General features: G+C 71.4%; 21 protein-coding genes. 12 read left to right on the forward strand and 9 right to left on the reverse strand.

The features are described from left to right. Positions 1-10: 10 nt before the first annotated feature. The gene (gene sucC / locus GGQ54_RS04380; protein WP_179444282.1) at positions 11-1,186 is read right to left on the reverse strand and encodes an ADP-forming succinate--CoA ligase subunit beta; all 1,176 of its coding nucleotides are present in this window, start codon (positions 1,184-1,186) and stop codon (positions 11-13) included. A gap of 513 nt (positions 1,187-1,699) precedes the next feature. Here sucC and GGQ54_RS17540 point away from each other — a divergent pair. Continuing rightward, positions 1,700-2,773, forward strand: coding sequence for a peptidoglycan DD-metalloendopeptidase family protein (locus tag GGQ54_RS17540; RefSeq protein WP_179444283.1), 1,074 nt, complete (start codon positions 1,700-1,702; stop codon positions 2,771-2,773). A gap of 66 nt (positions 2,774-2,839) precedes the next feature. Here the strand turns inward: GGQ54_RS17540 and pcrA are convergent, their stop codons facing one another. Beyond that, positions 2,840-5,239, reverse strand: a complete 2,400-nt coding sequence (pcrA, locus tag GGQ54_RS04390) for a DNA helicase PcrA (RefSeq protein ID WP_179444284.1) — start codon at positions 5,237-5,239, stop codon at positions 2,840-2,842. Positions 5,240-5,388: 149 nt separating this feature from the next. On the opposite strand from pcrA, the gene GGQ54_RS04395 reads away from it, so the two are divergent. After that, positions 5,389-6,564, forward strand: coding sequence for a phospholipase D-like domain-containing protein (locus GGQ54_RS04395; RefSeq protein ID WP_179446418.1), 1,176 nt, complete (start codon positions 5,389-5,391; stop codon positions 6,562-6,564). Between the two features lie 15 nt (positions 6,565-6,579). Here the strand turns inward: GGQ54_RS04395 and GGQ54_RS04400 are convergent, their stop codons facing one another. Continuing rightward, positions 6,580-6,924, reverse strand: a complete 345-nt coding sequence (locus GGQ54_RS04400) for a hypothetical protein (protein WP_179444285.1) — start codon at positions 6,922-6,924, stop codon at positions 6,580-6,582. Between the two features lie 120 nt (positions 6,925-7,044). Here GGQ54_RS04400 and GGQ54_RS04405 point away from each other — a divergent pair, with 120 nt between their 5' ends. Beyond that, positions 7,045-7,314 (forward strand): GlsB/YeaQ/YmgE family stress response membrane protein, encoded by a 270-nt coding sequence (locus GGQ54_RS04405; RefSeq protein ID WP_179444286.1) that lies wholly within the window; start codon positions 7,045-7,047, stop codon positions 7,312-7,314. 77 nt (positions 7,315-7,391) lie between these two features. On the opposite strand, the gene GGQ54_RS04410 is transcribed toward GGQ54_RS04405, so the two are convergent. Next, on the reverse strand, positions 7,392-8,063 hold the full coding sequence (locus GGQ54_RS04410) for a response regulator (protein WP_179444287.1): 672 nt from the start codon (positions 8,061-8,063) through the stop codon (positions 7,392-7,394). Then, a complete protein-coding gene (locus GGQ54_RS04415; protein ID WP_179444288.1) occupies positions 8,060-9,415 on the reverse strand; it encodes an ATP-binding protein in 1,356 nt (451 codons plus the stop codon). Before GGQ54_RS04415 ends, GGQ54_RS04410 begins: the two co-directional genes overlap by 4 nt. A 144-nt stretch (positions 9,416-9,559) precedes the next feature. Here GGQ54_RS04415 and GGQ54_RS04420 point away from each other — a divergent pair, with 144 nt between their 5' ends. The 3 genes from GGQ54_RS04420 to GGQ54_RS04430 are packed head-to-tail and all read left to right on the forward strand — an operon-like array spanning position 9,560 to position 11,252. Then, entirely contained in the window at positions 9,560-10,741 is a 1,182-nt protein-coding gene (locus GGQ54_RS04420) for a PspC domain-containing protein (RefSeq protein WP_179444289.1), read from the forward strand. Beyond that, positions 10,738-10,920 carry a hypothetical protein gene (locus GGQ54_RS04425; RefSeq protein ID WP_179444290.1) on the forward strand — a complete coding sequence of 61 codons (183 nt, stop codon included), beginning with the start codon at positions 10,738-10,740 and terminating at the stop codon, positions 10,918-10,920. The genes GGQ54_RS04420 and GGQ54_RS04425 overlap by 4 nt, the downstream gene beginning before the upstream one ends. 26 nt (positions 10,921-10,946) lie before the next feature. Then, complete coding sequence (locus tag GGQ54_RS04430) at positions 10,947-11,252, forward strand: PspC domain-containing protein (protein ID WP_179444291.1); 306 nt, start codon at positions 10,947-10,949, stop codon at positions 11,250-11,252. A gap of 12 nt (positions 11,253-11,264) precedes the next feature. Here GGQ54_RS04430 and guaA read toward each other — a convergent pair whose 3' ends face one another. After that, positions 11,265-12,833 carry a glutamine-hydrolyzing GMP synthase gene (gene guaA, locus GGQ54_RS04435; RefSeq protein WP_179444292.1) on the reverse strand — a complete coding sequence of 523 codons (1,569 nt, stop codon included), beginning with the start codon at positions 12,831-12,833 and terminating at the stop codon, positions 11,265-11,267. A gap of 53 nt (positions 12,834-12,886) precedes the next feature. Here guaA and GGQ54_RS04440 point away from each other — a divergent pair, with 53 nt between their 5' ends. After that, entirely contained in the window at positions 12,887-13,312 is a 426-nt protein-coding gene (locus tag GGQ54_RS04440) for an RbsD/FucU family protein (RefSeq protein WP_179444293.1), read from the forward strand. A 28-nt stretch (positions 13,313-13,340) separates the two neighbouring features. Next, positions 13,341-14,993 carry an FAD-binding dehydrogenase gene (locus GGQ54_RS04445; RefSeq protein WP_343045849.1) on the forward strand — a complete coding sequence of 551 codons (1,653 nt, stop codon included), beginning with the start codon at positions 13,341-13,343 and terminating at the stop codon, positions 14,991-14,993. 5 nt (positions 14,994-14,998) lie between these two features. Here GGQ54_RS04445 and GGQ54_RS04450 read toward each other — a convergent pair whose 3' ends face one another. Then, on the reverse strand, positions 14,999-15,946 hold the full coding sequence (locus GGQ54_RS04450) for a helix-turn-helix transcriptional regulator (RefSeq protein WP_179444295.1): 948 nt from the start codon (positions 15,944-15,946) through the stop codon (positions 14,999-15,001). A gap of 120 nt (positions 15,947-16,066) precedes the next feature. On the opposite strand from GGQ54_RS04450, the gene GGQ54_RS04455 reads away from it, so the two are divergent. The 4 genes from GGQ54_RS04455 to GGQ54_RS04470 all read left to right on the forward strand — a co-directional run bounded on the left by GGQ54_RS04455 (position 16,067) and on the right by GGQ54_RS04470 (position 19,984). Next, positions 16,067-17,203, forward strand: coding sequence for an alpha/beta fold hydrolase (locus tag GGQ54_RS04455; RefSeq protein WP_179444296.1), 1,137 nt, complete (start codon positions 16,067-16,069; stop codon positions 17,201-17,203). A 130-nt stretch (positions 17,204-17,333) separates the two neighbouring features. After that, positions 17,334-18,263 (forward strand): cysteine synthase A, encoded by a 930-nt coding sequence (gene cysK, locus GGQ54_RS04460; protein WP_179444297.1) that lies wholly within the window; start codon positions 17,334-17,336, stop codon positions 18,261-18,263. A gap of 32 nt (positions 18,264-18,295) precedes the next feature. Further along, positions 18,296-18,904, forward strand: a complete 609-nt coding sequence (epsC, locus tag GGQ54_RS04465; protein ID WP_179444298.1) for a serine O-acetyltransferase EpsC — start codon at positions 18,296-18,298, stop codon at positions 18,902-18,904. A gap of 48 nt (positions 18,905-18,952) precedes the next feature. Continuing rightward, positions 18,953-19,984: an Rv2578c family radical SAM protein gene (locus tag GGQ54_RS04470; protein ID WP_179444299.1), complete on the forward strand. Its 1,032-nt coding sequence runs from the start codon at positions 18,953-18,955 to the stop codon at positions 19,982-19,984. A 25-nt stretch (positions 19,985-20,009) separates the two neighbouring features. Here the strand turns inward: GGQ54_RS04470 and GGQ54_RS04475 are convergent, their stop codons facing one another. Both GGQ54_RS04475 and GGQ54_RS04480 read right to left on the reverse strand, forming a co-directional pair. Further along, entirely contained in the window at positions 20,010-20,294 is a 285-nt protein-coding gene (locus tag GGQ54_RS04475; protein ID WP_179446419.1) for a chorismate mutase, read from the reverse strand. Positions 20,295-20,308: 14 nt separating this feature from the next. Then, a complete protein-coding gene (locus tag GGQ54_RS04480; protein ID WP_179444300.1) occupies positions 20,309-21,412 on the reverse strand; it encodes a GuaB3 family IMP dehydrogenase-related protein in 1,104 nt (367 codons plus the stop codon). Positions 21,413-21,429: the final 17 nt, after the last annotated feature.

Below are 21,429 nucleotides of genomic sequence, written 5' to 3' on the forward strand. Positions count from 1 at the left end.
CTCCAGCTCCTCAGTTGGCGGCCAGCTCGGCGGCCCGCTTGGCCGCGCCGTCCATGGTGTCGACCTGCTCGAGCTGCGGCAGGTTGGCCTCGGTCAGGATGCGGCGGCCCTCCTCGGCGGCGTTGCCGTCCAGGCGTACCACCAGTGGCTTGATGTCCGCACCGCGCTCGGTGAGCAGGCCGAACGCCTGCACGATGCCCTTGGCGACCTCGTCGCAGGCGGTGATCCCGCCGAACACATTGACGAAGACGCTGCGCACGGCCTGGTCGCCGAGGATCACGTCGAGCCCGTTCGCCATCACCTGGGCATTGGCGCCGCCGCCGATGTCGAGGAAGTTGGCCGGCTTGGGCTGGCCCGCGAACTCCTCACCCGCATACGCCACGACGTCGAGGGTGCTCATCACCAGGCCCGCGCCGTTGCCGATGATCCCGACGCTGCCGTCGAGCTTGACGTAGTTCAGGCCCAGCTCGGACGCCTTCACCTCCAGCGGATCGGTGGCGGCGATGTCGGCGAGCTCCTTGTGGTCTTCGTGGCGGAACTCGGCGTTGTCGTCCAGGGTGACCTTGCCGTCCAGCGCGATGATCTCCCCCGCACCGGTCTTCACCAGCGGGTTCACCTCGACCAGGGTCGCGTCCTCGGCGACATAGACCTCATAGAGCTTGGCGAACACATCGGCCAGCTTGTCGACGTCCGCGGCATCGAAGCCCGCGGCCTGCGCGATCTCGGCGCCCTTGGCCTGATCGATCCCGACCAGCGGGTCGATCTCGATCCGGGCCAGCGCCTCGGGGCGCTCCTCGGCGAGCTGCTCGATCTCGACGCCGCCCTCCTTGGAACACATCGCCAGGTAGGCGCGGTTGGCGCGGTCGAGCAAGATCGAGAAGTAGTACTCCTCGGCGATGTCGGCGCCCTCGGCGATCATCACCGTGCGCACCTCGTGGCCCTTGATGTCCATGCCGAGGATCTCGCCGGCGCGCTGCTCGGCCTCTTCGGGGCTCTTGGCGATCTTCACGCCGCCTGCCTTGCCGCGACCGCCCGTCTTGACCTGGGCCTTCACGACCACCACGGGGGTGCCCAACTGCTCCGCAGCCGCCCGCGCCTCCTGCGGGGTGGTCGCCGTCTGCCCCCTGAGCACCGGCACGCCATGCTTCTCGAACATGTCGCGCGCCTGGTATTCGTAGAGATCCACTAGCGCTCCAATCCTTCGTCTCGGTGAGCCCGGGCGCTCGCCCTGCCACCGTGACCCTATCCCGTGATCCCCGCGGCAGATCGCGGGCCCTCGGCCCCCACGAGCGGCCCGGGCGCTTCCTGAACGAGGGCTGAGGCGAGGGGTCGTGCGAAGGCGTCGTTCCGGGGGTACGCCGGACCCGGCGGACGGTCGCACGACACGCGGATCGGCGTACCTGACAGAACTGTGAGCGACACCACATCGCGCCTCGGCCGCTCCCAAGATCTGCCGGAGATCCCGTCGTGGCGGGGTTTTCCGCGGTTCGCCGGCCGGCCATCCGCGCGCTCGGCGCACCCATCGCCCCGTTCGTCACCCCCCGGACTTGGCAGCCCATTCTGAGAATTGCTAAGGTTTTTTCCACGTTCTGATTGATCTCGGGATGCCCGGTCGTTATGTTCGTGGTTGGACGTCGACGCGGGGTCTCGAAAGTCGACGTTGGTCCGGTGAAGGTCGCCGGCCAAAGAGGGAGTTTAAGTGACGAAGCGCGCGGCAGGCCGGACCAAGGACCGGACCCGTTCCTCGAGCGACCCCTCGGCGGTTCGCACCACCGTCACCCAGGGCATCGCCGCGTTGGCGGTCTCGGCGCTCGGTCTCGCGGTGGCCGGCTCGGTCGCGCTGACCGCTACCGCTCAGGCCAATGGCGCGACCAACCGCACGTCCGCGGTGTCGGCGGCCGCCCAGCCGGATGCGACCCGCGCCGAACCCGCCCCCCGCAACGACCAGATCAATACCGACATCCAGGCCGCCAAGGGCGCCGCGGAGCGTGCCGAACAGGCCGACCGCAAGGGCGGCACCCTGGAGGCGTTCTCCCGCGACGGTGAGGGCCGCGCGAGCCGCGACACCGTCCGCGCCGAGCTGGACGCGGCCGTCGAGGACCGGGTCGCCGCCAAGCGCGTCGCGTCGCTGACCGACGCCAGCGAGGAGGCCAATTCCGAGTCCCGCAAGGCCGTCGCTTCCGCCCGCGACGACGCCATGGAGGCCGAGGTCGAGGCCGCCCGCCGCGAGGAGAAGCGCGCCCAGGAGGCCAAGAAGAAGGCCGAGGAGGCCGCACGCCAGGGCGGCACCCTGCCGCCGGCTGACCAGGCGGCCCCGCCCGTCGACACGACCGTCAGCGGCGATGTCAGCGGTGGCGGCGGCACCACTCCGATCGCCAAGGGCAGCTACCGGCTCGGCGCCCGCTGGGGTGCGGTCGGCTCGTGGTCGCGGTACCACACCGGTCAGGATCTGCCGGCGCCGATCGGTACGCCGATCCGGGCCGCGGTGGACGGCGTGGTGATGCCCGCCACCGGTGGCGGCTGGGCCGGCAACCACGTGATCATCCGCGCCTCCGACGGCAGTTCCACGCTGTATGCGCACATGTCCACCACCAGCGTCAGCGCCGGCCAGACCGTCAAGGCCGGCCAGCAGATCGGCGCCGTGGGCATGACCGGCCGCACCTTCGGCCCGCACCTGCACTTCGAGTACTACAAGGCCGGTGTCCGTCCCGGCGATGTCTACAGCAGCTCCGACCCGTACGCGTGGATGCTGTCCAAGGGCGTCCAGCTCTGACCTGACCAGCCACCGAAGCGGCCCCCGGCACGATGCCGGGGGCCGCTTTGCGTCGTGGTTGTGGCCTCAGATCTTCTCCAGCGGCGCATGCCGCAGCGCGAGCCGCTTCAGGCCCGAGGAGCCGAAGTCCACATCGGCGCGGATGCCCTCCCCCGTGCCGGAGACGGCAACGACCGTGCCGAGGCCGAACACCGAGTGCAGCACCTTCTCGCCCGGCTCGACCGACTCCACCCGCTGCTGGCGGGCCGCGGCCGCCGAGCCCAGGGTCTCGCGCAGGGAGCGCGAACGCCGCGACGCATCGGCTGCGGCCCAGGTCAGCGGCGCACCGCCCAGCCGCCGCCAGTCCAGCAGCCGGTCGGGGATCTCGCCGAGGAAGCGGCTGGCGGGGTTGTGCTGGGGCGCGCCCCACATCGTGCGACGCTCGGCCCGGGTCAGGGTGAGCCGCTGCCGCGCGCGGGTGAGGCCGACATAGGCCAACCGGCGCTCCTCCTCGAGCTCGGCCGGCTCTCCCAGGGCGCGCTGGTGCGGGAAGATCCCGTCCTCCATGCCCGTCAGGAAGACGGTGTCGAACTCCAGGCCCTTGGCCGTGTGCAGCGTCATCAGCGTGATCACGCCCTCGGCTCCCTCGGCATCGGGCAACTGGTCGGTGTCGGAAACCAGGGCTACCCGCTCCAGGAAGGCCGGTAGGGAGGAGTCCGGCTCGGGGGCGCCCTCGGCCAGTGCCGCCGGGCCCTCCCCGTCGACCCCGTCGTCGGCGCTCGCCAGGTCCGCATCGGTGATGTCGACCACCCCGGCGCTGGACACGAATTCGCCGGCGACCGAGACCAGCTCGAGCAGGTTCTCCACGCGCCCGGCGTCCTGCGGGTCGTTGCTGTTCTGCAACTCGGCGAGGTAGCCCGAGCCGTCGAGCACGCTGGTCAGCACCTGGTCGGCCGGCACGCCGTCGGCGACGAGCTGGCGCTGGGCATCGAGGAAGTCGACGAAGCCCGCGATCTGCCTGGCCGATCTGGTCGCCAGCCCGGGCGCCTCGGCATGGCGCCGGAGCGCTTCGGTGAACGGTACGCCGTCCCGGGTTGCCAGCGCCTCGATCGCGGCCTCGGCGCGCTCGCCGATGCCGCGCTTGGGCACGTTCAGGATCCGGCGTACCGACACATCGTCGGCGGGATTGACGATGGCCCGCAGGTAGGCGATGGCGTCGCGGATCTCGCGCCTCTCGTAGAACCGCACCCCGCCGACCACCCGATAGGGCAGGCCGGCCCGGATCAGCACCTCCTCGAACGGCCGCGACTGGGCATTGGTGCGAAAGAACACCGCGACCTCGCCCCAGGTCGTCTTGCCCGCATCGCGCAGCGCGCCGATCTCGCGCGCGACGAAATCGGCCTCCTCGTACTCGGTGTCGGCGACATAGCCGGTGATCAGCTCGCCGTCGCCCGCCTCCGACCACAGCCGCTTGTCCGGGCGACCCTCGTTGCGGGTGATCACGGCATTCGCCGCGCTCAGGATGTTCTGCGTGGAGCGGTAGTTCTGCTCCAACAAGATCGTCTCCGCACCGCCGAAGTCGCTCTCGAAATCGAGGATGTTGCGGATCGACGCGCCCCGGAAGGCATAGATCGACTGGTCGGAGTCGCCGACGACCATCAGCTCGGGGGCGGTCTCCCCCGCCGCGGCCTCCGCCTCGTCCGGCGGGCCGCACAGCTCGCGGACCAGGGCGTACTGGGCGGCATTGGTGTCCTGGTACTCATCGACCAGCACATGCCGGAACCGCCGACGGTACTTGTGCCTGACCTCGTCGAAGCCTTGCAGCAGGTGCACCGTGTGCATGATCAGATCGTCGAAGTCGAGCGCGTTTGCGGCGACCAGGCGCCGCTGGTACTCGGCATAGGCCTCCGCATGGACCTGCTCCGCGCCGCCGGTGCTCGCGGCCCGTCGCGTCGCCTCCTCGTGGTCGACCAGGTCGTTCTTGGCCTTCGACACCCAGTTCAGCAGCGAACGGACGCCGAACTTCTTCGGATCGAGACCGAGGTCGGAGGCAACCAACTGCATCAGCCGTTTGGCGTCGCCGTCGTCGTAGATCGAGAACGATGACCCCATGCCGAACCGGGAGATCTCGGCGCGCAGGATCCGCACGCAGGCGGAGTGGAAGGTCGAGACCCACATGTAACGGGCGCGCGGCCCGACGAGCTCCTCCACCCGGTGGCGCATCTCGGCGGCCGCCTTGTTGGTGAAGGTGATCGCGAGGATCGAGCCCGGGTGCACATCCCGCTCGGCGACCAGCCACGCGATCCGGCGGGTCAGCACCCGGGTCTTGCCCGAGCCCGCCCCCGCGACCACCAGCACCGGGCCCCCGGTGTGGGTGACCGCGCGGCGCTGCGGATCGTTCAGCCCCGCAAGCAGATCGTGCGGTTCCTTGCGCCGGGCGCGCTCCACCGGGGCGTCGGGGACGGCTGCTGACTGGTCTGGGCTCATCGCCGGCCCAGCCTAGTTCGTCGGGCCGACACCGCCCAGGCGCCACAGCCCGCTGCCACCGACGGCGCCGCCCGGCGTCGCCCGTCTGTCATGATGGCGGCGTGAGCGTACGGCAGATCGGGGTCTGGGTCCGCCGCATCCTGCTGGGGATCTTCGGCGTACAGCTACTGATCATGGCTGTGCTCGTCGCGATCGATTCCTACCGCAAACGCTTCCGCGCACCGGCAAGCTTCCCCCACAGCTCGCCGCAGACGCTCGCCGACGACTCCGGTCAGGCGCGGATCTACACCTACGGCCAGGACCTCTACGACGACATGCTCGCCGCCATCGACGCCGCCGAGCACGAGATCTTCTTCGAGACCTTCATCTGGAAGTCCGATGCGACCGGCCAGCGGTTCAAGGAGGCGCTGACGCGGGCCGCCGAGCGCGGGATCTCGGTGTATGTGATCTATGACAAGTTCGCCAATCTCGTCGTGCCGCGCAGTTTCTTCCGCTTCGACGACCGGATCCGGGTTCACGCCCATCCGCTGTTGCGCGGGGGCGCTGCGTTCTGGCTGCCGACGAACTGGGCCCGCGATCACCGTAAGCTGTTGATCGTCGACTCGCAGGTCGCGTTCGTCGGCGGGTACAACGTCGGCGCCCTGTACGCAACGGACTGGCGCGACACCCACGTTCGGTTCACCGGTTCGCCGGTCCCGGAGCTGGAGAACGCGTTCATCGACTTCTGGAACGACAACACCCGGCGTGTGCTGCCGGCCGTGCAGGAGCGCACCTGGCTGAGCCCCGTGCGGGTGCACCGCAATGTGCCGTCGATGTTCGTCTTCCCGATCCGGGCGATGTACCTGGAGGCCATCGACCGGGCCACCCGCTACTGCTGGATGACGCACGCCTATCTGATCCCCGACGAGGGCCTGACGGCGACCCTGATCGCCGCCGCGCGGCGCGGGGTCGACGTGCGGATCATCGTGCCGGCGGAGTCCAACCACGTCGTGGCCGACTGGTTGTCCCGCGGCTTCTACCGGCGGCTGCTGGACGGCGGGGTACGCCTGTTCCTGTTCCAGAATGCGATGGTGCATGCCAAGACCGCGACGATCGACGACGTCTGGTGCACCATCGGTACGGCCAACCTGGACGGGCTGTCGCTGGCCGGGAACTACGAGATCAATGTCGAGATCCTGGGCCCGGACTCCGCGCGGGTGATGGCCGACATCTTCCTCGCCGATCAGGAGAACTGCGTCGAGGTCACGCTTGAGGAGTGGGACCGGCGCTCGGCGCTGGCGAAGCTGACCGAGATCATCCTCGCGCCGCTGCGCCCCTTCTTCTGAACGCCGCGGAAGCGGTCAGACCCAGAGCACTTCGAGCGCGGCGGTGATCACCGTCACCGCCATGATCAGCGCCAGCAGGCCGCGCGGAATAGTCGCGAACCGCCGGTTCAGGACCACCAACACCACCGTCGCCAACATGATCACGCCCACCACGATGATCTTGGCGAGATTGACCGGACCCGGCCCCAGCAGGCTGATCACGGCCACCGCCACACCGGCCACGAACTGCACCAGCACGCCACCGAACATCGGTCGGTTGATCTCCGGTTCGGCCAGCCGCAACTGCACCAGCGCGCCGCCGAACAGCGAGGCCCAACCAAGCAGTTGGATCAGCTCCAGGACGCGGATCAACCACTCCATGGTCATCACGCTAGCCGCAGCGTACCCGCACGGCCGCGTCGGCACGCCGTTTGCGCTCGACCCTGACGCTACCCCGAGTTGTGTCGACATTTCTCGGCAACTGGGCGTACCATGTCTGCCATGGGAACAATCATTGCCTACATCGTCATCGGTTTGATCGGTGGGGCGATCGCGAAGGCGATTCTCCCCGGCCGGCAGGGCGGAGGTTGGGTCGCAACGATCCTGCTCGGCGTCGCCGGCGCGCTGCTCGGGGGCTTCCTCGGCGGCATGCTCCTCGGCGTCAACTACTCAGATGTCTTCAGCTTCCAGGGCCTGATCACCTCGATCATCGGGGCGCTGCTGCTGCTGTTCATCTACGGCCTCGTCACCAAGAACCGCTCGGCAGCCTGACCGAGCGCGCAGTCTGATCAACAGCGAAGGCCCGGAGCGCAACGCTCCGGGCCTTCGCTGCTGTGTTTGACCGCAGCTCAGACCAGGCGCCGGTCGGTGGCCCAGCGCGTCAGTTGGTGCCGGTTCGACAACTGGAGCTTGCGTAGCACGCTGCTGACATGGGTCTCGACGGTCTTGATCGAGATGAACAGCTCCTTCGCGACCTCCTTGTAGGCATAGCCGCGGGCGATCAGCCGCATCACCTCGCGCTCGCGCTGGGACAACCGGTCCAGATCCTCGTCCACGCTCGCGACATCGATCGCCCCGGAGAACGCATCCAGCACGAAGCCGGCCAACCGCGGCGAGAACACCGCATCGCCCTCGGCCACCCGGCGGATCGCATCGATCAACTCGGGGCCGCTGATCGACTTCGTGACGTAGCCGCGAGCCCCGACGCGGATCACGCCGATCACGTCCTCGGCGGCATCGGAGACCGACAGGGCAAGGAATCGCTGGTCCCCGTTCACCGCGTGCACCTGCTTGATCACCTCGACCCCGCCGCCGCCCGGCATGTGCACATCGAGGAGCACCACGTCCGGCACCTCGGCAGTGATCACCCGGACCGCGCTCGGCACGTCGGCGGCCTCGGCGACGACCTCCACCCCGGCCGAGATCTCGCTCCGCACGCCGGACCGGAACATCGCGTGATCATCGACCACGACCACGCGCAGGGGGCCGGCGGCCCGGTTGGTTGCTGCCGGTTGTGTCATTGCCTCATCTCCAGTCTCACCTCGGTACCCTCGCCCGGCGCGGACCGGATCCGGGCCGTCCCACCGTGCCGTTCCATCCTGCCCACGATGCTCTGCCGGATCCCGAGCCGGTCCTCGCCGACGCGCTCAGGGTCGAAGCCGCGCCCGCGATCGCGGACGAACACCTCCACCACATCGTCGTGGGCCTCGGCGTAGACGTCGATCTTGTCCGCGCCCGCGTGTTTGGCGGCGTTCACCATCGCCTCGCGGGCCGCGCGGACCAGCGCCTGTCCGCCCTCGTCGAGCTCCGCATCGCCGACCACGACCACCTCGACGGGTACGCCGCGCTCCAGCTCGACCTCGGAGCCGGCCTGACGCAGCGCCGCCCGCAGGGTGGTCTCCCCCGCCTCCTCGTCGTACAGCCAGGCCCGCAGCTCCCGCTCCTGACGGCGCGCCAGCGTGTGCACGGCCCGCGGATCGCCCGACTGGCGCTGGATCAGCGCCAGGGTCTGCAGCACGGAGTCGTGCAGGTGGGCGGCCATGTCCGCGCGCAGCTCCGCGCGTACCTTCTCCTCGTGGGCCGCGGCCAGCGCGCGCCGTGAGCGGTGCACCCACGGCGCCGCGACGATCGCCACCCCCGCCAGTACCAGGCCGGTCACGGCCAGCGCGGCCGGAAAGACCTGCGGGCCGAGTTCGGCGAGGGCGATCCAGACGATCCCGCAGCCGACCAGGCCGGCGCCGAGGATCACGCGGATCACCGAGAGCGCCCGGCCGGAGGCCACGAACGGTCGCAGCCATGTCGGCGCGCGCGACGTGTCGCGATCGGACCGGCCGGCCGGATCGGCGCTGCGCCAGACCAGCGCGATGCCGGCGGTGGCGATGGCGAGCGGCCAGAAGAACTGGGGCATGTACCCCCACCCGGCGAGCTGCAACAGCCACATCAGCCCCACCGCGAACACCCCAAGGGCCACGACGGCGCCCAGGTCCCGCCCGCGGCGCGGGCGCACCACGGTGCGGTGCCCGGCGCGGTCGGCCGCGGCCAGTCCGGGCGCCTGTTCGGGGGCGCCGCGCGGCGGCATCAGCAGCCAGAGGACGGCGTAGAGGATCGGCCCGAGAAACTGCACGAGCGTCAGCCCGACGAAGGCCAGCCGGACCACCAGCACCGGCCAGCCGAGGTGCTCGGCAAGGCCCGAACAGACGCCCGCGAGCCATGCCCCGTCGGGCTGCCGCACGGCGCGGGGTCGTTGTGCCGCGCTCGCCTCCGGCTCGGGCGAACCCGCCGGCGCTGTCGCGGGCGGCGCGCCCCGGTCCGCAGGCGCCGCCGGTCCGGTCGGCAGGCCCCGGCCGCTGGGGTGCAGGTCCGCGCTCGTCATGACCTGCCAAGCTTCACACGGCAACAGCGCCCGTGCCACACCCGGCCGCCCCGACCGGTCCCTGAATCGCCGCCGCCGACCGGACCGCGAAGATGGGGGTCTGCCCCGATGGTCCGGGCCCGGGCCCTCGGCAAGGATGGGTGCATGAGCCAGTTGCCCGTCCCGCGGCGCCGGCGCGACCGATCGGTCGTGGCCGGTGTCTGCGCCGCCGTGGCCGAGCGCTGGCAGGTCGATCCCACACTGGTCCGGGTCGCCGCCGTGCTGCTGGCGCTGAGCGGCGGGATCGGGCTGGTGCTGTACGCGATCGCCGGGCTGCTGATGCCGACCACCGACGAGGATCAACCGCCGATCGAGCGGTTCGTGCCCGGCGCGAGCCGGTGGCCGCTGTGGGTGTGGGTGGTGACCGCGCTGGGCGCGTGTCTGTTCGTCGGCGGGATCGTCGGACCGATCGCACCCTTCGGGATCATGCCCGCGCTGGTGCTGGCCGCCGCCTGGTACTTCGGCTACCGCCGCCCCCGCCAGCGCGGGCTGCAGGGCCGGGCTCCGGAGCCACTGCCGCCCGCCGATCCCGCACCGCGCGCGCCGGCGGCGGGGTCGTGGCCCACCTATCGGCCCGGGCGGCTCGATCAGACGGTTTCCGATCCGGTACGCCCCGTCGCGTCGCCGGCGGCGACGGCGTACCCCCCGTTGCCGCCGGCCTCGCGCGTCCGCTCGGCCGCGGACCGGATCACCCCCGCCGGGCGGTGGGTACGCCGGGCCGGGTTGATCCTGGCGGCGCTGTCCTTGCTCGCACTGGTGATCGCGCGGATCGGTGGGGCCCACCTGCCGCTGCCCGTCTGGCTCGCCGTCCCCACCGCCGCGTTGGGGCTCGCGCTCGTGATCGGCGCCTTCGTCGGCCGACCCCGCGGCCTCGCCGTGGTCGCCACCTTGTTGTTGATCGCGACCCTGGGCACCTCGGCGGCGGCCACCGTCGGCGACCTCTCCGCACCGCAGGAGCGGATCGTGCACACGGCGAACGACCCGGCACCCACCACGCGGAACCTGGACGTCGGCACGCTCGATGTCGACCTGTCCGCCGCTGCAGCCGACCGGCCGGTCACCTACCGCTACTCGGTCGCGGTCGGGGCGCTGCGGGTGCGGCTGCCGCGCGAGGGGAACGTCCAGGTGCGCTATGCCGTGGACGTCGGTCGCGCGGCGGCGCCCGGGCAGGCCGAACAGGACGGCCTCGATCTCACCGGCACCTGGAACTACGCCAACGACCCGGACGCGCCGCTCACGGTGATCGTGCTGCAGGTCGACACCGGGAGCATCGAGGTCGCGCGATGAGGCGCCGGATCCACGTGCTGACCCTGCTGCTCGGGCTCGCCTGCCTGGCGACCGCCGGCGGCGCGCTCCTGCTCGCCTACGACCGGCCGATCAACTGGGGCCTGGTCGCCATCGCGACCCCGCTGACCCTCGTCGTCGTGGGCGTGCTCGGCATGGCGTCGGCACGCGGAAAGACCTAGACCCCACCACCGGAAGGAAGATCACCATGGAGAAGAAACTGACCCGTAGCTCGAGCGACAAGATCCTCGGCGGCGTGTGCGGCGGCATCGCCCGCTATCTGGGCGTCGACGCCGGCCTGACCCGCCTGGTCACGGTCGCGCTCATCCTGTTCACCGGGATCGGGCCGTTCGCCTACCTTGCGGCCTGGTTCCTGCTGCCCGACGAGCAGGGCCGCTCCGGCCTGGACTGGGCGATCCAGCAGATGCGCGGCGGCTCCGACCGGGCCGCGAGCAACGGCACCGTGGGTACGCCGGGCGCTGACGCGCCGCACCGGGGCGACGACCTGCGCTGATCCCGACCCTGGTCACTCCCACTCGATGGTGCCCGGGGGCTTGCTCGTCACGTCGAGCACGACGCGATTGACCTCGGGCACCTCGTTGGTGATCCGGGTGCTGATTCGCTCCAGCAGTTCGTGCGGCAGTCGCGACCAGTCGGCCGTCATCGCGTCCTCGGAGCTGACCGGGCGCAGCACGACCGGGTGGCCATAGGTACGCCCGTCGCCCTGCACGCCGACCGAGCGGACGTCGGCCAGCAGCACCACCGGGAACTGCCAGACCTCCCGGTCCAGGCCGGCCCGGGTGAGTTCCTCGCGCGCGATCGCGTCGGCCGCGCGCAGCAGCTCGAGCCGGTCCCGGGTGACCTCGCCGACGATCCGGATCGCCAGCCCCGGCCCCGGGAACGGCTGGCGCCAGACCATGGCCGGGGGCAGCCCCAACTCCTCGCCGACGGCACGCACCTCGTCCTTGAACAGGGTGCGCAGCGGTTCGATCAGGGTGAACTCGAGGTCGTCGGGCAGCCCGCCCACGTTGTGGTGGGACTTGATGTTGGCCGCGCCCTCGCCGCCGCCGGACTCGACGACGTCGGGATAGAGCGTGCCCTGGACGAGGAAGTCGACCCCGCCGTCGGCGGCCACCTCGCGCGCGGCGGCCTCGAAGGTGCGGATGAACTCGCGGCCGATGATCTTGCGCTTCGTCTCCGGGTCGCTGACCCCGGCGAGCGCGTCCAGGAATCGGTCGGTGGCATCGCTGACCTTGAGGTCCACGCCGGTCGCGGCGACGAAGTCCCGCTCGACCTGCTCGGCCTCGCCGGCCCGCAGCAGACCGTGATCGACGAAGACGCAGGTCAGCTGATCACCGATCGCCCGCTGCACCAGCGCGGCCGCGACCGCGGAGTCCACGCCGCCGGACAGCGCGCACAGCACGCGCGCGTCGCCGACCTGCTCGCGGATCGCGGCGACCGAGTCCTCGACAATGTTCGCCGGCGTCCAGTCCGGGCGCACCTTCGCGATGTCGAACAAGAAGTTCTCCAGCACCCGCTGGCCGAGCTGGGAGTGGTGCACCTCCGGGTGCCACTGCACGCCCGCGAGGCCCCGCGCCGGATCCTCGAACGCGGCGACCGGCGTGTCGGCGGTGCCGGCGAGGACCCCGAACCCGCCCGGTGCCGCGGCGACCGCGTCGCCGTGGCTCATCCACACCGACAGCTCCTCGGGCAGGCCGGCCAGCAGCGCCCCGGTGCCGGCGACCCGCACGGGCGTGCGGCCGTACTCGCGCCGGCCGGTCCTGGCGACATCACCGCCGAGTGCCGCCGCCATCGCCTGGAAGCCGTAGCAGATGCCGAGCACGGGCGTACCGGTCCCGAAGAGCGCGGGATCGACCTGCGGCGCACCCTCGGCGTAGACCGAGGACGGGCCGCCGGAGAGGATCACGGCCTTCGGATTGCGGGCCCGTAGCTCCTCGGCGGTGATGGTGTGCGGCACGATCTCGGAGTAGACCCGGGCCTCGCGAACCCGGCGGGCGATGAGTTGGGCGTACTGGGCGCCGTAGTCGACGACGAGGACCAGGTCGTGCTCGGCCGACGGGGCTGGGGTGGGCATGGCGCGCAGTCTAGTGATGTCGCCCCGGCGGCCCGGGTGACAGACTGGCGCCCATGCTGAAGTCGATCGACCCGCTGCTGAGCGGTGCGTGTCTGCATCTGCTCGACGAGATGGGACACGGTGACCAACTGGGCCTCGTGGACCGCAATTTCCCGGCGCACCGCTACGGCAAACCGGTGATCGACCTGCGCGGCGCCGACACCGCTGCGGCGGCGCGTGCGCTGTTCAGCGTGTTGCCCTTGGACTCGTTCGTGACCGAGCCGATCCGGCGGATGGAGATCGACGACGCCCCGGAGAAGATCAACGAGTCGACCGCGGCCCTGCAGAACCTCGCCGATGCGGCACACGGCGCGCCGGTCCGCATCGGCTCGCTGGAGCGGTTCGCGTTCTACGACGCGGCGCAGCAGGCGTACGCCTTCGTGCAGACGGGCGAGACGATCGGCTACAGCTGCTACCTGATCCGCAAGGGGGTGGTCTGAGATGGTCGGCACCAGAACGGAGGGCGGCGTGCTGCGGCATGAGGCCGACGTGATCGTGATCGGCGCCGGGCTGTCCGGGTTGGTGGCGGCGTGCGAGGCCGCCGAGCAGGGCCGGTCGGTGCTGGTCGTCGACGGCGAGGGCCCGCAGAGCCTCGGCGGGCAGGCGTTCTGGTCGTTCGGTGGGCTGCTGTTGGTCGATTCGCCCGAGCAGCGCCGGCTCGGCATCCGCGACTCCCCCGAGCTGGCGCACGCCGACTGGCTGGGCGCCGCGCAGTTCGAGGACGGGCCGAACGACGCGCAGGCCCGCCAGTGGGCGCGGGCGTACCTCGAGTTCGCCTCGGGCGAGCTGCGCGAGTGGCTGCGCCGGCTGGCCGTCGGGCTGTTCCCGGTGGTCGGCTGGGCCGAGCGCGGCGGGCAGCCGGCCGGCGGGCACGGCAACTCCGTACCCCGCTTCCACATCGTCTGGGGCACCGGCCCGGCGCTGCTGCACCCGTTCGTGGCGCGGGCGCTCGCGTCGCCGTTGATCACCTTCGCCCATCGTCACCTGGTCCGCGACCTCTCGGTCACCGGCGAGATCACGGTGAGCGGCGACCTGCTCGCGCCGGACGACGCCGAGCGTGGCCGACCGACCAACCGGGACGTGGTCGGATCGTTCACCGCGCGGGGCGAATCGGTGATCATCGCCAGCGGCGGCATCGGCGGGAACCTCGACCTGGTCCGCGAGTTCTGGCCCGGTCGCGCCCCGGAGAAGTTGATCAAGGGCGTGCCCGACTACGTCGACGGCTCGATGCTGCCGATCGCCGAGGCCGCGGGCGGCGCGCTGGTCAACCGGAACCGGATGTGGCACTACCCCGAGGGCGTGATCAACCACTCGCCGCTGTGGACCGATCACGGGATCCGGATCCTGCCCGGGCCGTCGTCGCTGTGGCTGGACGCGAACGGCGTACGCCTGCCGCCACCGAACTTTCCCGGCTTCGACGCCCTCGGCGCGCTCCGGGCGATCACCGAACAGGGACATGATCATTCCTGGTTCGTCACCGACGCGGCAACGGTGGCGAAGGAGTTCGCGCTGTCGGGCTCGGAGCAGAACTCCGACCTGACCGGCAAGGACCTGCGGATGTTCGGCCGGCGGACGGGCGGGCGACCGACGGCGGAGGTGCGCCGGTTTGTCCGCGAGGGCGTGGACTTCCTCACCGCGGGCACGGTCGGCGACCTCGCCGCCCAGATGAACGCGCTGGAGCCGGGCCACACCGTCGATGGCGACGCCTTGTTGGAGCTGATCCGGGAGCGGGATCTGCAGATCCGGGCCGGGCTCGGCAAGGACCCGCAGGTGGTCGCCCTGCGCGCGGCGCGCAACTATCTCGGCGACCGGTTGATGCGGATCGCGTCGCCGCACCCGATGCTGGCCGGGAACGGCCCGCGCCGCGGCGCCGGCGGCCCGCTCGTCGCCGTGCGGCTGCACCCGCTGACCCGCAAGACGCTCGGCGGCCTGCAGACCGACCTGGAGGGCCGGGTGCTCGCGCCGGACGGTACGCCGTTGCCCGGGGTGTTCGCCGCGGGCGAGGCGGCCGGGTTCGGCGGCGGCGGCGCGCACGGCCACCGCGCGCTGGAGGGCACCTTCCTCGGCGGGTGCCTGCTGAGCGGCCGGATCGCCGGGCGGAGCGCCGCGGCCCTGGGCTGACCTGCTCAGCCGTCGGCGAGGGCGTGCGCGCGGTCGGCCAGCCGGCCCAGCTCGTCGCGCAGGGCGGCCGGGGCAATCACGCGTACGCCCACGTCGAGGCCGAGCACCCAGCGCGCGAGCCGCGGCAGATGGTGCGGCAACGCGCGGATGATGCCGTGCGCGCCGCCGGGGCGATCCACCAGCTCCATCCGGTACGCCGGCGCCAGCTCGCGGGCCCGTCGCGCGTCGACGTCGAACGCGAACTCGCAGATCACCGGGTCCTCGGCCGACCGGCGTACCCCCGCCGCGACCAGCGCCGGCGCGTCGAGATCGTCCGGGGCGCGCACGGTGATCTCGGTCCGGCGCACGGTTGCCACCCGGTCGATCCGGAACACGCGGATGCCTCGCCGCAGCCCGCAGAAGCCGACCAGGTACCAGTGGCCCGCCATCCGCACCACCTCGTAGGGGTCGACCGGGCGACGGGTCGGCGTACCGGACCCCGAGCGGTACGCGAGTTCGACCCGGTGCCGTCGCGCCACCGCGACGCACAGGTCGAGCAGCACCTCCGCGCGCACCGGGTCGGCGCCGAGCAGCGAGACCGGCTCCTCGGGCCGGACGTCGGCCAGCGCCGCGACGCGCTCGCCGAAGCGATCCGTCAGCACCCGGCCGAGCCGAAGGCGTGCGGACCGCGCCATCGCCGACAGCCGCGGGTCGGCGGCAACCGCGCCGAGGGCGAGAGCGAGCGCCAGCGCCTCGTCCTCGGTGAACCGCAGCGCCGGGAGGTGGGTGTCGCGGATCAGCCGCACCCCGCCGCCGCGCCCGCGCCGCACGTCGAGCACGACGCCGCCCTCGCGGGCCCGGGCCAGATCGCGGCGTACCGTCCGCTCGGTCGCGCCGAGCTCGCGCGCGAGCTCGGCGACCGTCGCGCCGGGCACGCCGCGCAGGTGGTCCAGCAGCCGGGTCATCCGATCCATACGCGACATTCTTTCGCTTTTCCGGACAATTGGTGTCCGATTTGGGCCCCAGTTTGGACTTGTCGCCGCGCGGAGCGGCACCGGCGGGAGCCCGCCGACCACGACAAAGGAGGGTCCGCCGTGACCGCAACCCCATTCCGACTCGAGATCCCCGCCGACGAGGTCGCCGACCTGCGCCGCCGACTGGCCGACACCCGGTTCCCGACGGTGGCGGCGAACCGCGACTTCGCCCGGGGCACCTCCGGTGAGTACCTGCGCGAGCTCGTGGCGTACTGGCTCGACGGGTACGACTGGTCGCGCGAGCAGGCCCGGCTGAACGAGATCCCCCAGTTCGTCGCCGAGGTGACCGGCGCCGAGGGGCCCGTGCGCCTGCACTTCGTGCACCGCGTCAGCACCCGGCAGGACGCGCGCCCGCTGTTGTTGCTGCACGGCTGGCCGGACACGCCGTTTCGGTACCGGCGGGTGCTGGACGCGCTGGCCGAGCCCGAGGATCCCGCGGCGCCGGCGTTCCATGTGATCGCGCCGTCGCTGCCCGGGTTTCCGCTGACCGGCGGCCCGGCGCGACCCCCGAAGGAGACGGCGGGGCTGTTGACCGAACTGATGCGGACCGAGCTCGGGTACGAGCGGTTCCTGGTCGGCGGTGGCGACTGGGGCACGGTGATCGGGATGGAGCTGGCCAGGCAGCAGCCCGAGGCCGTGAGCGGGCTGTTCCTGACCAATGCCGACTACCCGACCGGCCAGGAGCCGGACCTGAGCGAGGCCGAGCAGGAGTACGCGGCCTGGATCGGGCGCTGGTTCATGACCCAGGGCGCGTACGCGATGGTGCAGTCGACCAAGCCGCAGATCGTCGGGCCCGCGCTGTCGGACTCCCCCGCGGGGCTGGCCGCGTTCCAGCTCGGGCTGATCGACACCGGCGCCGACGATCACGACGTCGAGGCGGCCTTCGGCGACCGGGACGAGTTGCTGACCAACTTCTGCCTGTACTGGTTCAGCAACACCGCGGCCTCGGCGGCGGACGCCTACTACGAGGCGGCAGCCGGGGGTTGGGGCGCACCCCCGCCCGCCGCGCCGACCGTGCCCGCCGGAGTGGCGGTCTTCCCGCGGGAGGCGCAGTCGCCCCGGGAGTGGTGCGAGCGGCAGTTGAACCTCATCCGCTACACGAAGATGCCCCGCGGCGGCCACTTCGCCGCGCTGGAGGTCCCGGACGATTTCGTTGCCGAGGTCCGCGCCTTCGCCGGCGACGTCGCCGGACGCTAGGTCGGCGTACCGGTCCCGCCGGCGAGCGCCGGCGCGACCGCGCCCGGTCCCGCCGATGGTTGAACACGATTGAAATTTCACATGTCGAGATGTTTGGAATCCGGTCGCGCGCTCGGGTGTTCTAGTGGCCATGCAGATCTTCGAAGATGCGACGAAACTCGTCGGGCGTACCCCGCTGGTGAAGCTGAACCGCGTGACCGGCGAGAACGACGCCACGGTCCTCGGCAAGCTCGAGTTCTACAACCCGGCCAACTCCGTCAAGGACCGCATCGGCGCGGCGATCATCGATGCCGCCGAGGCGTCCGGTGAGCTGAAGCCGGGCGGCACGATCGTGGAGGGCACGTCGGGCAATACCGGCATCGCGCTCGCGTTCGTCGGCGCGGCCCGCGGCTACAAGGTCGTGCTGGCCATGCCGGAGACCATGTCGCTGGAGCGTCGCGCGCTGCTTCGCGCCTTCGGCGCCGAGCTGATCCTCACCCCGGGCTCGGAGGGCATGAAGGGCGCCGTCGCCAAGGCCGAGGAGCTGGCCAAGGCCGACAACACCGTCCTGGCCCGGCAGTTCGCGAACCCGGCCAACGTGAAGATCCACCGCGAGACCACCGCCGAGGAGGTCTGGAACGACACCGACGGCCAGGTCGACATCTTCGTCGCCGGCATCGGCACCGGCGGCACGGTGACGGGCGTCGGCCAGGTGCTCAAGGAGCGCAAGCCGGAGGTCAAGATCGTGGCCGTCGAGCCCAAGGAGTCGCCGCTGCTCACCGAGGGCACCGCCGGCCCGCACAAGATCCAGGGCATCGGCGCCAACTTCGTGCCCGAGATCCTCGACCGCGACGTGATCGACGAGATCATCCCGGTCGACGCGGACACCGCGGTGAAGTACGCCCGGGATGCCGCCGCCCAGGAGGGCCTGCTGGTCGGCATCTCCTCCGGCGCCGCGATCGCCGCCGCCGCCGAACTGGCCAATCGGCCGGAGAACGCGGGCAAGACCATCGTCGCGATCATCCCCGACTTCGGCGAGCGCTACCTGTCCACCATCCTCTACTCGGACCTGCTGAACTGACGTCGTCCGCGGCCGGGCACGGAGGAGTGATCATGGTCGACAATCCTGCTGATCAGCCCGCGCGCGAGGCGAGCGGTGGCCTGCTCGCTCGCGCCCGTGCCCGGTTCGCCGAAGACTTCGACGCCGCCTTCCGCAACGACCCGGCCGCGCGCAGCCGCCTCGAACTCGTGCTCGCCTACCCGGGCCTGCACGCCGTCTGGGCACACCGGATCGCGCATGCGCTGTGGCGCAGGTCGGCGCTGCGGATTCCCGCGCGGGTCGTGTCGAACATCGCGCGCACCCTGACCGGCATCGAGATCCACCCCGGCGCGACCATCGGCCGTCGCTTCTTCATCGACCACGGTTCCGGCGTCGTGATCGGCGAGACCGCCGAGATCGGCGACGATGTGATGCTCTACCACCAGGTCACCCTCGGCGGCCGCACCCTGAACCGGGGCAAGCGGCACCCCACCCTCGAAGACGGCGTGGTCGCCGGTGCCGGGGCCAAGATCCTCGGCCCGGTGACCGTCGGCGCCTATTCCCGGGTCGGCGCCAATTCCGTCGTCACCAAGGACGTCCCGCCCGGCAGCACCGTGGTCGGCGTACCGGGCAAGGTGCGCACCGCCGCCGACGCCCCGCTCGAACCGGAGTGGATCATCTGACGCTCCACCGTTCCGACCCACCCGCCGAACATGTGTTCTAATTGACGGGTGCGATGGGACAGCCAACTGCTCGACGCGACCGACGACGCGGCACTGCCCGGGATGACCTCGGGCCGGGCCCTGCTGCGGACCTTCGACACCCCGGAGTTCCGCGGCATGCAGTTCCTGGAGGTCGCCGCTCGCAGCGCCCTGAACAAGGTGCCCGGCGACGGGTTCATGGCCGGCGCCACCACGATCAATCCCTACCGCGGTTGCCAGCACGCCTGCGTCTACTGCTTCGCCCGCAATACCCACACCTATCTCGATCTCGACGCCGGAGCCGACTTCGATTCCCGGATCGTGGTCAAGATCAACATCGCCGAGGTGCTGGCCGGGGAGCTCGGCCGTCGGCGCGAGCTTCCTGAGCGGGTGATGCTCGGCACGAACACCGATCCCTACCAGCGGGCCGAGGGTCGCTATCGCCTGCTGCCCAAGATCATCCGCGCGCTGGCCCGGCACGGCGTCGGTATCTCCATCCTGACCAAGGGGTCACTGGTCCGCCGCGACCTGCCGCTGCTGGCCGAGGCGGCCCGCAGCGTACCCGTCGACATCTCGCTGTCGATCGCGATCTTCGACGACGAGTTGCAGCAACGCATCGAGCCGGGTACGCCCACCACCGCCGCCCGCCTCGCCACCGTGCGAGCGGTCCGCGACGCCGGGCTCGGCTGCGGCGTGCTCGCGATGCCGATCCTGCCCGGCCTGACCGACGGCGATGATCATCTCGACCGGGCCTTCGCCCGGCTGGCCGAGGCCGGGGCAACCTCGGCCACGATGGGCCCGCTGCACCTGCGCAAGGGCGCCCGCGAGTGGTACTTCGCCTGGCTGCGCCGCGAGCGAGGCGACCTGGTCGGGCTGTATGAGGAGCTGTACGCCACCGGCGCCTACGCCGCCAAGGGCTACCGCGACGAGCTCGCCGCCCGCATCGTCCGCGCCCGCTCCCGGCACCGGTTCGAACGCGCCCCAGGACCACGGGGCCGCGCCCGGCCCGCCGGACCCCGGCCGCGAGCCGCACCGCAACCGGCCGCCGATCCGCTGTTCTGATCGCCGACGGGCTCCGCGAGGCCGCTCAGCCGTGCTCGCCGGCGATCGCCTCGTGATGGCGAACCACCTCGGCGACGATGAAGTTGATGAACTTCTCCGCGAAATCGGGATCGAGATTGGCCTCGACGGCCAGCGCCCGCAGGCGTTCGATCTGCCGGGCCTCCCGCCCCGGATCGGCGGGGGGCAGCCCGTGCGTGGCCTTGATCTCCCCCACCCGCTGGGTGATCTTGAACCGTTCGGCCAGCAGATGCAACAGCGCGGCATCCATGTTGTCGATGCTGCCGCGCAGGCGTACCAGCTCCTCCGGCAGCGCGCCCGGATCGCTCACGAGACGACGACCTCGACCCGCTGGAACTCCTTGACCTCGGTATAGCCCGTGGTCGCCATCGCACGGCGCAGGGCGCCGACCAGGTTCATCGTGCCGTCCGGGACGCGGGACGGCCCCAGCAAGATCTCGCGCAGCGTACCGATCGGCGCCTGCGGCACCCGCTCACCGCGCGGCAGCTCCGCGTGCCACGCCTCCGCTCCCCAGTGCCAGCCCCGGCCCGGCGCCTCCTCGGCCCTGGCGAGCGGACTGCCGACCATCACGGCATCGGCGCCGCAGGCGATGGCCGTGGCGATCTGCCCGGACTTGCCGATCGAGCCGTCGGCGATCAGGTGCACATAGCGGCCGCCGGACTCGTCGAGATAGTCGCGCCGCGCCTCGGCCACGTCGGCAATCGCCGAGGCCATCGGCACCGCGATGCCGAGCACGTCGCGGGTGGTGTGCGCGGCGCCGCCGCCGAAGCCGACCAGCACCCCGGCCGCGCCCGTCCGCATCAGGTGCAGGGCCGCCTGGTAGGTCGCGCAGCCGCCCACGATCACCGGCACGTCCAGGTCGTAGATGAACTTCTTCAGGTTCAGCGGCTCGCGATCGCTCGAGACGTGCTCGGCGGAGACCGTGGTGCCGCGGATCACGAAGAAGTCCACGCCCGCGGCCTCGACGACCTGGTAGTAGTCCTGCGTGTGCTGCGGCGACAGCGCCCCGGCGACCGGTACGCCCGCGGCCCGGATCTCCTTCATCCGCTCGGTGATCAACTCCGGCTTGATCGGTTCGGCATAGATCTGCTGCATCCGACGGGTCACCTCGAGCTGATCATCGATGCCCGCCAGCTCCGCGAGCACCGGCTCGGGATCGGCGTACCGGGTCCACAGTCCCTCCAGGTTCAGCACGCCGAGCCCGCCGAGCTTCCCGACCTCGATCGCGGTCGCCGGCGACATGATCGAATCCATCGGCGCGGCGATCAGCGGAAAGTCCAGCGTCAGCGCGTCGATCTTCCAGGTCAGGGAGACCTCCTCCGCCCCGCGGGTGCGGCGCGACGGGACGATGGCCACGTCATCGAGGGAATAGGCCCGGTTGGCGCGCTTGCTACGGCCGATGTCGATCATGGTCACGTCCTCGGTGG

This window comes from Naumannella cuiyingiana (assembly GCF_013408305.1).
Taxonomy (GTDB): Bacteria; Actinomycetota; Actinomycetes; order Propionibacteriales; family Propionibacteriaceae; genus Naumannella; species Naumannella cuiyingiana.

Excerpts from the sequence above, each read along its gene's own strand:
- GGQ54_RS04425 (WP_179444290.1), top strand. The coding sequence starts at position 10,738 with ATGAGGCGCCGGATCCACGTGCTGACCCTGCTGCTCGGGCTCGCCTGC.
- GGQ54_RS04430 (WP_179444291.1), top strand. The coding sequence starts at position 10,947 with ATGGAGAAGAAACTGACCCGTAGCTCGAGCGACAAGATCCTCGGCGGC.
- GGQ54_RS04400 (WP_179444285.1), bottom strand. The coding sequence starts at position 6,924 with ATGGAGTGGTTGATCCGCGTCCTGGAGCTGATCCAACTGCTTGGTTGG.
- GGQ54_RS04410 (WP_179444287.1), bottom strand. The coding sequence starts at position 8,063 with ATGACACAACCGGCAGCAACCAACCGGGCCGCCGGCCCCCTGCGCGTG.
- GGQ54_RS04420 (WP_179444289.1), top strand. The coding sequence starts at position 9,560 with ATGAGCCAGTTGCCCGTCCCGCGGCGCCGGCGCGACCGATCGGTCGTG.
- GGQ54_RS04480 (WP_179444300.1), bottom strand. The coding sequence starts at position 21,412 with ATGATCGACATCGGCCGTAGCAAGCGCGCCAACCGGGCCTATTCCCTC.
- GGQ54_RS04450 (WP_179444295.1), bottom strand. The coding sequence starts at position 15,946 with ATGGATCGGATGACCCGGCTGCTGGACCACCTGCGCGGCGTGCCCGGC.
- pcrA (WP_179444284.1), bottom strand. The coding sequence starts at position 5,239 with ATGAGCCCAGACCAGTCAGCAGCCGTCCCCGACGCCCCGGTGGAGCGC.
- cysK (WP_179444297.1), top strand. The coding sequence starts at position 17,334 with ATGCAGATCTTCGAAGATGCGACGAAACTCGTCGGGCGTACCCCGCTG.
- GGQ54_RS04415 (WP_179444288.1), bottom strand. The coding sequence starts at position 9,415 with ATGACGAGCGCGGACCTGCACCCCAGCGGCCGGGGCCTGCCGACCGGA.
- epsC (WP_179444298.1), top strand. The coding sequence starts at position 18,296 with ATGGTCGACAATCCTGCTGATCAGCCCGCGCGCGAGGCGAGCGGTGGC.
- guaA (WP_179444292.1), bottom strand. The coding sequence starts at position 12,833 with ATGCCCACCCCAGCCCCGTCGGCCGAGCACGACCTGGTCCTCGTCGTC.
- GGQ54_RS04405 (WP_179444286.1), top strand. The coding sequence starts at position 7,045 with ATGGGAACAATCATTGCCTACATCGTCATCGGTTTGATCGGTGGGGCG.
- GGQ54_RS04440 (WP_179444293.1), top strand. The coding sequence starts at position 12,887 with ATGCTGAAGTCGATCGACCCGCTGCTGAGCGGTGCGTGTCTGCATCTG.